At 73.9% G+C, this 2,211-nt stretch carries 1 protein-coding gene; it reads left to right on the forward strand.

The window, feature by feature from the left end; translation table 11 throughout:
• Positions 1–2,211, forward strand: a 2,211-nt coding sequence (recC, locus tag B0W88_RS31350; RefSeq protein ID WP_077038369.1) for an exodeoxyribonuclease V subunit gamma, incomplete at both ends; no start/stop codon positions are given.

Genomic DNA, 2,211 nt, shown 5'->3' on the forward strand with positions numbered 1-2,211 from the left:
GCAGCCGGCCCGAGCTGCACCAGCGCTTCCTCGCCGCGTTGGCCGCGGGCAGCCCGCCGCGCCAGCCCTTGCCGCGCCGCGTCGTGCTGTTCGGCATGACCCATGTGCCGATGCAGACGCTGGAGGCGCTGGCCGCGCTGTCCGGCCGGTGCCAGGTCTTGCTCTGCGTGCCCAACCCCTGCCGTTTCCATTGGGCCGACATCATCGAGGGCCGCGAGCTGCTGCGCATCGAACGCCGCCGCCATCCGCTGCGCGGCGGCGTGGACCTGGCCGGCCTGGGCCTGGACCGCATGCACGCCCACGCCCATCCGCTGCTGGCTGCCTGGGGCCGCCAGGGACGCGACTTCGTGCGCCAGCTCGATGCCTTCGACGACGCGCTGCAGTCGCAGCAGCGTTTCGCGCTGAACAGGCTGGACCTGTTCGACGAGGGCGAGGGCGGCACGCTGCTGCAGCAGGTGCAGCAGCGCATCCGCGACCTGGTGCCGCTGGCCGAGCATCCGCGCGACGCAGCGCTGCCCGACACGGACCGCTCCATCGTCTTCCACATCGCCCACGGCCCGGTGCGCGAGCTGGAGGTGCTGCACGATCAACTGCTGGACCTGCTCGCCGCCGGCGACGGCCTGAACCCGCGCGACGTGGTCGTGATGGTGCCCGACGTCGACGCCTTCGCCCCCGCCATCAACGCCGTCTTCGGCCAGTACGGCCCCGGCGACGCGCGCCACATTCCCTTCGACATCGCCGACCGCACCGAGCGCGGCAACAACCCGCTGCTGGTGGCCGTCGAGTGGCTGCTGCAACTGCCCCAGCAGCGCTGCAGCTACAGCGAGCTGCGCGACCTGCTGGACGTGCCCGCGCTGGCCCGCCGCTTCGGCCTCGATGCCGCCCAGCTGCCTCGCCTGTCGGCCTGGATCGCCGGCGCCGGCATCCGCTGGGGCCTGGACCCGGCGCACCGTGCCAGCCTGGGCCTGGCGGCCTGCGGCGAGCAGAACTCCTGGCTCTTCGGCCTGCGCCGCATGTTGCTGGGCTATGCCAACGGCGGCGGCGCCGCGCTGGCCGGCATCGAGCCCTATGCCGAGGTCGGCGGCCTGGACGCCGGCCTCGCCGGCAGCCTGGCCGACCTGCTGGACCGCCTGACCGAATGGCGCGGCACGCTGAATCTCGCCGTTACGCCCGAAGCCTGGGCCGCGCGCCTGCGCGAGATGCTGGCCGTCTTCTTCGAGGCCGAGGACGAACATGAGCGGCTGACCCTGGCCGCGCTGGACGCCGGCCTCGCCGCCTGGCTGCAGGCAAGCGCCACCGCCGGCTTCGCGGCCGAGGTGGACCTGGCCGTGGCCCGCGAGGCCTGGCTGTCGCAGGTGGACGAGCCGGGCCTCTCCAAGCGCTTCCGCGCCGGCGGCGTCACCTTCTGCACGCTGATGCCGATGCGCTCGGTGCCCTTCGAGGTGGTGTGCCTGCTGGGCATGAACGACGGCGACTACCCGCGCCGCGCCAGCCGCAGCGATTTCGACCTGATGGCGCTGCCCGGCGTCGCCCGCCCCGGCGACCGCTCGCGCCGCGACGACGACCGCCAGCTGATGCTGGAGGCGCTGCTCTCCGCCCGCCGCCTGCTCTACGTCAGCTGGGCCGGCCGCAGCCCGCGCGACAACGCCGAGCAGCCGCCCTCGGTGCTGGTCTCGCAGCTGCGCGACTACCTGGCCGCCGGCTGGGGCGAGGACGCGGTGCGCGCGCGCACGCAGGCCCATCCGCTGCAGCCCTTCAGCCGCCGCTACTTCGAGCTCGGCAGCCCGCTCGGCACGCATGCGGCCGAATGGCGCCGCGCCCACCTGGAACGCGAAGCGGTGGCGGCCGAACTGCCTCCGCCCTTCGAGGAGGGCGAGGTTCCGCTGCGCCTGGCCGACCTGGCCACCTTCCTGAAGAACCCGGTCAGGGCTTTCTTCCGCCGGCGCCTGGACGTGTCCTTCCGCGACGACGATGCGGTGGACGAGGACGACGAGCCCTTCGGCCTCGACGGCTGGAGCACCACGGCCTGCTGGGCGAGCTGCTGGCCGGCGCATTGCCGGCCACGCCCGAGGGTCAGGTCTTGCCCGAACAGGTGGCGGCTCATGCGGAGCGCCTGCTGCGCGCCGGCCAGTTGCCGATGGCCGAGTTCGGCCGCCGCGACAGCGCCGCGCTGCTGGCCGAGGCGGTGCCGATGCTGCAGGCCCGCCAGCG

The sequence above is a fragment of the Pelomonas sp. KK5 genome, from assembly GCF_001984095.1.
Lineage (GTDB): Bacteria > Pseudomonadota > Gammaproteobacteria > Burkholderiales > Burkholderiaceae_C > KK5.